A 4965-nucleotide genomic window follows, 5' to 3' on the forward strand; every position below is an offset into this window, starting at 1 on the left:
TGCTATAGTGGATTAAATTTAAATCAGGACAAGGCGACGAAGCCGCAGACAGTACAGATAGTACGGCAAGGCGAGGCAACGCCGTACTGGTTTAAATTTAATCCACTATATCTCGCTTTTTTGAAGTTCCTCAATCAACAGGGCTTCATTATCCAGACCAATAATGGTGGGCAGCTTGGTCAGTTTTTCATAAATCGCTTTCACAGACATTTTTCAATACCGGTAAATCCGACGCGCGGGATACGGGCGCGGGTAAGGTGGGTAGGGATAGCCGTAGCGGTGTACCGGCTCGCTGTCCTGATAGATGACGGTCGTTCCCGGCGGGGCGTTGACAGTAACGGTTTTGTTGATGGTGGTTTGGGAATGGACGGGCAGGTCGAGGACGGCGGTGCGGCCGTAAGGGGTTTCGGTGTAGAAACAGCCGCCAAGTGCGGTCAGCGTGAAGGCGTAGAGTAGGGGCTTCTTCATGAGGTTCCTTCATTCAAAACGAAACGGTAAGGGGTCGTCTGAAACGTGGTTTCGATCAGTTTGAAACCGTTTTGGGGTTTTCAGACGACCTTCCCGCTTACCTTAACACGGTCTTCGTCCAGCGGCCGACCCATTGTTTCTGTTTGGTGTCGATGTCGTTGCGGCTGGGCGAGTCGGTGTGTTTCGGGGCTTGGGCGAACTCGAACACTTTGGGCAGCGGCGTGTTTTTCACGGCAGGATAGACCCACATTTCGGTCGGCAGGGCTTTTTGCACTTCGCCGCTTTGCAGCCACCGTACGAGTTTCGCCGCCAGCTCGGGCTGTTTCGCGCCTTTCAAGACTGCCGCGCCTTCGACTTGGCGGAACACGCCGCCTTTGAGGAAGAGGTTGCCGGTCGGCGGCACGCTGTATTTGCCTTTGGAGTAGTGGACTTCGGCGGCGGGGCTGGCGGCGTAGCTGACGACGAGCGGGTAGGCGCCGCCGTTTTGGGTAAAGTCGGTGTAATAGGCTTCACTCCAGCCTTTGGCGACTTTCACGCCGTTTTGACGCATCTGCGCCCACCATTTGAACGCGCCCTCTTCGCCCATGCCGCCGATGTTCGCCATCAGGAAGGCAAGTCCGGGCGAGGAGGTGGCGGGCGAGGGCGTCACCAGCAGGTTTTTATATTCTGGGCGGGTCAAGTCCTGCAAGGTTTTGGGCAGCGGCAGTTTTTTCTGTTCAAACCATTTTTTGTCGTAGTTGAGGGTAACGTAGCCGTAATTCACTGCCGCGATGACGGGCATCCCCGCTGAAACGGGCGCGGATTTGGGCTGCGCCGCCGCCAGTATGCCTGCTTCGCGGGCTTTGCCGATGTTGGCGTTGTCCAAACCGTACACCGCGTCGGCAATCGGGTTGGCCTTGCTGAGAATCAGCTTGTTGAGCATTTCATTGCCGCTGCCCGCCTTGATAACGGAGACTTTGGCGTCGTTGGCTTTTTCAAACTGCGCGAGGACGGATTGGGGCAGGCTGAAGGATTTGTGCACGGCAAGGCGCACTTCGGTCTGGGCGGATAAGTTTGCCGAAGCCAGCAAGAGGGCGAGGGCGGATAATTTCAGTTTCATTCTCTAACCTTTGTACGGGTAAAATACGAAACATCATAACAAAATCCGCACCAACACACGACATGAACCTTTCCCCCGTTTGGCTCTTTGACCTCGACAACACGCTGCACAACGCCGATGCCGGCATTTTTTACATCATCAACCGCGCCATGACCGACTACATGGCACAACGCCTCAAGCTCTCCGAAGAAGCGGCGTCCGACCTGCGTCAGGACTACTGGCACCGGTACGGCGCAACGCTTGCCGGCCTGCAAATCCACCATCCCGAAATCGACATCCGCGAATTTCTGCGCGAAAGCCATCCCATCGCGCAAATCTTGGCAAAATTGCAGGGCATGGAGGGAACCGAAAGCGTTTTAGGTCGTCTGAAAGGACGCAAAGCCGTTTTTTCCAACGGCCCTTCGTTTTACGTCCGCGCTATCATCGGGGCATTGGGTTTGGCAAACCGTTTTGACGCACTCCTCGGCACGGACGACTTCGGACTGCGCTACAAGCCCGACCCGCAAGCCTACCTGACCGTCTGCCGCCTGCTCGACGCCCAACCCGAACAGTGCATCATGATCGACGACAGCGCGGACAACCTGCACCAAGCCAAAGAGCTGGGCATGAAAACCATATGGTTCGGCAGTAAAGCCCATCCCCTGCCCTTTACCGACGCCGTTGCAAAAGATATGCAGGCGCTCGCCGAATGTGCCGAAAAACTGTCGGCACTCGTCTGAAACCTTTACAATATCGGGTTTGAACAACGGCACCAATCCGCCCGACCACAAGGACAACCATCATGCGATACACCGCCCTCATCTTCGCCGCCGCAGCCGCCCTGACCGGCTGTACCTGGGAAACCTACCAAAACGAATCCGGCCACACCTCCCTGCGCCCCAAATACGAAAAAGGCACGCGCATCTATTACGAAGACGGCACCTACTCCCGCGATATGCGTTACAACCAATACCGCCCCGAACGCCGCACCCTCAAACCGCTGCACGGCGACCAAGAAAACGTACGCGGCACGACATGGAACAAACCCCAAGGCACCGGACAAGCCGCGCCCGAAACCCAAACTGAGGAATAATCCGCCCGCAGAGGTCGTCTGAAACCGTTTTTTCCGTTTCAGACGACCTCAAACATAACCGCCATCCCGTTCGTCCCATATCTACCATTCTTCACAAGGAGAAAACCATGCGTTCCCTCGCCCTGATTTTCGTTACCGCCGCCATCCTGAGCGGCTGCACCACAGACCGCTACGACTTCGACAGCCGTCCCGCCGACACATCCGCGCGCACGCCCCTGAAACCGACCACACTCGACCGCTTGGAACACGGCAGCCATGCCGACTCGTACCGCTGGAACCCCAAACCCAACAAACCATAACCCCCACGTCCGCACACCGAACCCAAATAAAAAGGTCGTCTGAAACCCCAAAACCCCGTTCAGACGACCCCAAAATACCCCCTTCATCAACATTGCATTCGAGAAAGCCCATCATGTCCGCCACACCCCTCAACATCGTCATCCTCGCCGCCGGCAAAGGCACGCGCATGTATTCCAAAATGCCCAAAGTGCTGCACCGCATCGGAGGCAAACCCATGGTCGAGCGCGTTATCGACACCGCCGCCGCGCTTCATCCGCAAAACATCTGCGTCGTCATCGGACACGGCAAAGACCAAGTTTTGGACACCGTCAAACGCGACGTCGTCTGGGTCGAACAAACCGAACAGCTCGGCACCGGCCACGCCGTCAAAACCGCCCTGCCGCACCTTGCCGCCGAAGGCCGCACGCTGGTGCTGTACGGCGACGTTCCCCTGATTGACACCGCCACCCTCGAAACCCTGCTCGAAGCCGCCGGCAGCGAAGTCGGCCTGTTGACCGACGTTCCCGCCGACCCGACAGGCTTGGGCCGCATCATCCGCGACAGCCAAGGCAGCGTAACCGCCATCGTCGAAGAAAAAGACGCCGACGCCGCCCAAAAAGCCGTCCGCGAGATCAACACAGGCATCCTCGTCCTGCCCAACGCCAAACTCAAAAACTGGCTGGACAGCCTCTCCAGCAACAACGCCCAAGGCGAATACTACCTGACCGACCTCATCGCCAAAGCCGTTGCCGACGGCATCAAAGTCCATCCCGTCCAAGTGCGCGCCTCCCACCTCGCCGCCGGCGTGAACAACAAACTCCAGCTCGCCGAACTCGAACGCATCTTCCAAACCGAACAGGCGCAAGCCCTGCTCAAAGCAGGCGTAACCCTGCGCGACCCCGCCCGCTTCGACTTAAGGGGTCGTCTGAAACACGGACAAGACGTCGTAATTGACGTCAACGTCGTCCTCGAAGGCGACATCAAAATCGGCGAAAACGTCGAAATCGGTGCAAACTGCGTCATCAAAAACGCCAAAATCGGCGCAAACAGCAAAATCGCCCCCTTCTCCCACCTCGAAGACTGCGAAGTCGGACAAAACAACCAAATCGGCCCCTACGCCCGCCTGCGTCCGCAAGCCCGCCTTTCAGACGACGTACACGTCGGCAACTTCGTCGAAATCAAAAACGCCGCCATCGGCAAAGGCACCAAAGCCAACCACCTCACCTATATCGGCGACGCCGAAGTCGGCAGCAAAACCAACTTCGGCGCAGGCACGATCATTGCCAACTACGACGGTGTGAACAAATACAAAACCGTCATCGGCGACGAAGTCCGCATCGGCTCCAACTGCGTCTTAGTCGCCCCCGTCACCCTCGGCAACAAAGTTACAACCGGCGCAGGCAGCACGATTACCAAAAACGTCGAAGACAACAAACTCGCCCTCGCCCGCGCCCGCCAAACCGTCATCGAAGGCTGGGTGCGTCCGGAAAAAGGCGATAAGAAATAAAGCAGTAAACCGCCCTGCGCAGATGCGTGGACAAAAAAGAAAGGTCGTCTGAAAACAGGTTTTAAGTTTTCAGACGACCTTTGATTCAATCAAAACAGACTTGAGATAATCCAAGTAGCGTGGGCTTTGCCCACGAAATCTACCATCTGACAATTCAAATCAGACAACAGCCGAATGGGCATCCATTTCGGCATTTATCTCGCGGGCAAAGCCCACGCTACTCATTGCAGCAACAGCAACCTGTCCCTTCCCCCGTTTGGCGGGGGAAGGTTAGGATGGGGGTGGCTTTATGGCTTTAGGTCAAACCAAATTCGTACAACCCGTAGAACCACCCTCTCCCCGGCCCTCTCCCGCCAGGCGGGTAAGGGGGCAGGTTGCAGATAAAAACGAGGTCGTCTGAAAGCTCTGAGATTTGGGTTTCAGACGACCTTTTGCTATCGATATGCCTCAAGACTCAAATATCTTGCATGATTTGTCCGTATTGGCGAAATGTTGCGCCTTGTCTTCGCAGGTGCTTTCGGTCGTTTCACACGATACCGT

The 4965-nt window shown here is 56.5% G+C and carries 6 protein-coding genes and 1 pseudogene; 5 read left to right on the forward strand and 2 right to left on the reverse strand.

Going from position 1 to position 4965, the window contains the following annotated elements; translation table 11 throughout:
• Positions 1–129: pseudogene (locus HMPREF1051_RS14405) on the forward strand (IS5/IS1182 family transposase); the annotation flags it as partial.
• 84 nt (positions 130–213) lie between these two features.
• On the opposite strand, the gene HMPREF1051_RS06740 reads toward HMPREF1051_RS14405, so the two are convergent.
• Both HMPREF1051_RS06740 and HMPREF1051_RS06745 read right to left on the reverse strand, forming a co-directional pair.
• The gene (locus tag HMPREF1051_RS06740; RefSeq protein WP_003766208.1) at positions 214–468 is read right to left on the reverse strand and encodes a hypothetical protein; all 255 of its coding nucleotides are present in this window, start codon (positions 466–468) and stop codon (positions 214–216) included.
• Positions 469–565: 97 nt separating this feature from the next.
• Positions 566–1567, reverse strand: coding sequence for a thiamine ABC transporter substrate-binding protein (locus HMPREF1051_RS06745; RefSeq protein WP_003766204.1), 1002 nt, complete (start codon positions 1565–1567; stop codon positions 566–568).
• Between the two features lie 62 nt (positions 1568–1629).
• On the opposite strand from HMPREF1051_RS06745, the gene HMPREF1051_RS06750 reads away from it, so the two are divergent.
• The 4 genes from HMPREF1051_RS06750 (at position 1630) to glmU (ending at position 4425) form a co-directional block, all read left to right on the forward strand.
• Positions 1630–2286 carry a pyrimidine 5'-nucleotidase gene (locus HMPREF1051_RS06750; protein WP_003766210.1) on the forward strand — a complete coding sequence of 219 codons (657 nt, stop codon included), beginning with the start codon at positions 1630–1632 and terminating at the stop codon, positions 2284–2286.
• A 62-nt stretch (positions 2287–2348) separates the two neighbouring features.
• Positions 2349–2639, forward strand: coding sequence for a hypothetical protein (locus HMPREF1051_RS06755; protein ID WP_003766206.1), 291 nt, complete (start codon positions 2349–2351; stop codon positions 2637–2639).
• 107 nt (positions 2640–2746) lie between these two features.
• Positions 2747–2938 carry a hypothetical protein gene (locus HMPREF1051_RS06760; RefSeq protein WP_003766199.1) on the forward strand — a complete coding sequence of 64 codons (192 nt, stop codon included), beginning with the start codon at positions 2747–2749 and terminating at the stop codon, positions 2936–2938.
• Between the two features lie 113 nt (positions 2939–3051).
• On the forward strand, positions 3052–4425 hold the full coding sequence (glmU, locus tag HMPREF1051_RS06765) for a bifunctional UDP-N-acetylglucosamine diphosphorylase/glucosamine-1-phosphate N-acetyltransferase GlmU (protein WP_003766203.1): 1374 nt from the start codon (positions 3052–3054) through the stop codon (positions 4423–4425).
• Positions 4426–4965: the final 540 nt, after the last annotated feature.

Source organism: Neisseria sicca VK64 (assembly GCF_000260655.1).
Lineage (GTDB): Bacteria > Pseudomonadota > Gammaproteobacteria > Burkholderiales > Neisseriaceae > Neisseria > Neisseria sicca_B.

Bases quoted from the DNA above. Each gene is read 5' to 3' on its own strand.
- glmU (WP_003766203.1), top strand. From the start codon at position 3,052: ATGTCCGCCACACCCCTCAACATCGTCATCCTCGCCGCCGGCAAAGGC.
- HMPREF1051_RS06745 (WP_003766204.1), bottom strand. From the start codon at position 1,567: ATGAAACTGAAATTATCCGCCCTCGCCCTCTTGCTGGCTTCGGCAAAC.
- HMPREF1051_RS06750 (WP_003766210.1), top strand. From the start codon at position 1,630: ATGAACCTTTCCCCCGTTTGGCTCTTTGACCTCGACAACACGCTGCAC.
- HMPREF1051_RS06755 (WP_003766206.1), top strand. From the start codon at position 2,349: ATGCGATACACCGCCCTCATCTTCGCCGCCGCAGCCGCCCTGACCGGC.
- HMPREF1051_RS06760 (WP_003766199.1), top strand. From the start codon at position 2,747: ATGCGTTCCCTCGCCCTGATTTTCGTTACCGCCGCCATCCTGAGCGGC.
- HMPREF1051_RS06740 (WP_003766208.1), bottom strand. From the start codon at position 468: ATGAAGAAGCCCCTACTCTACGCCTTCACGCTGACCGCACTTGGCGGC.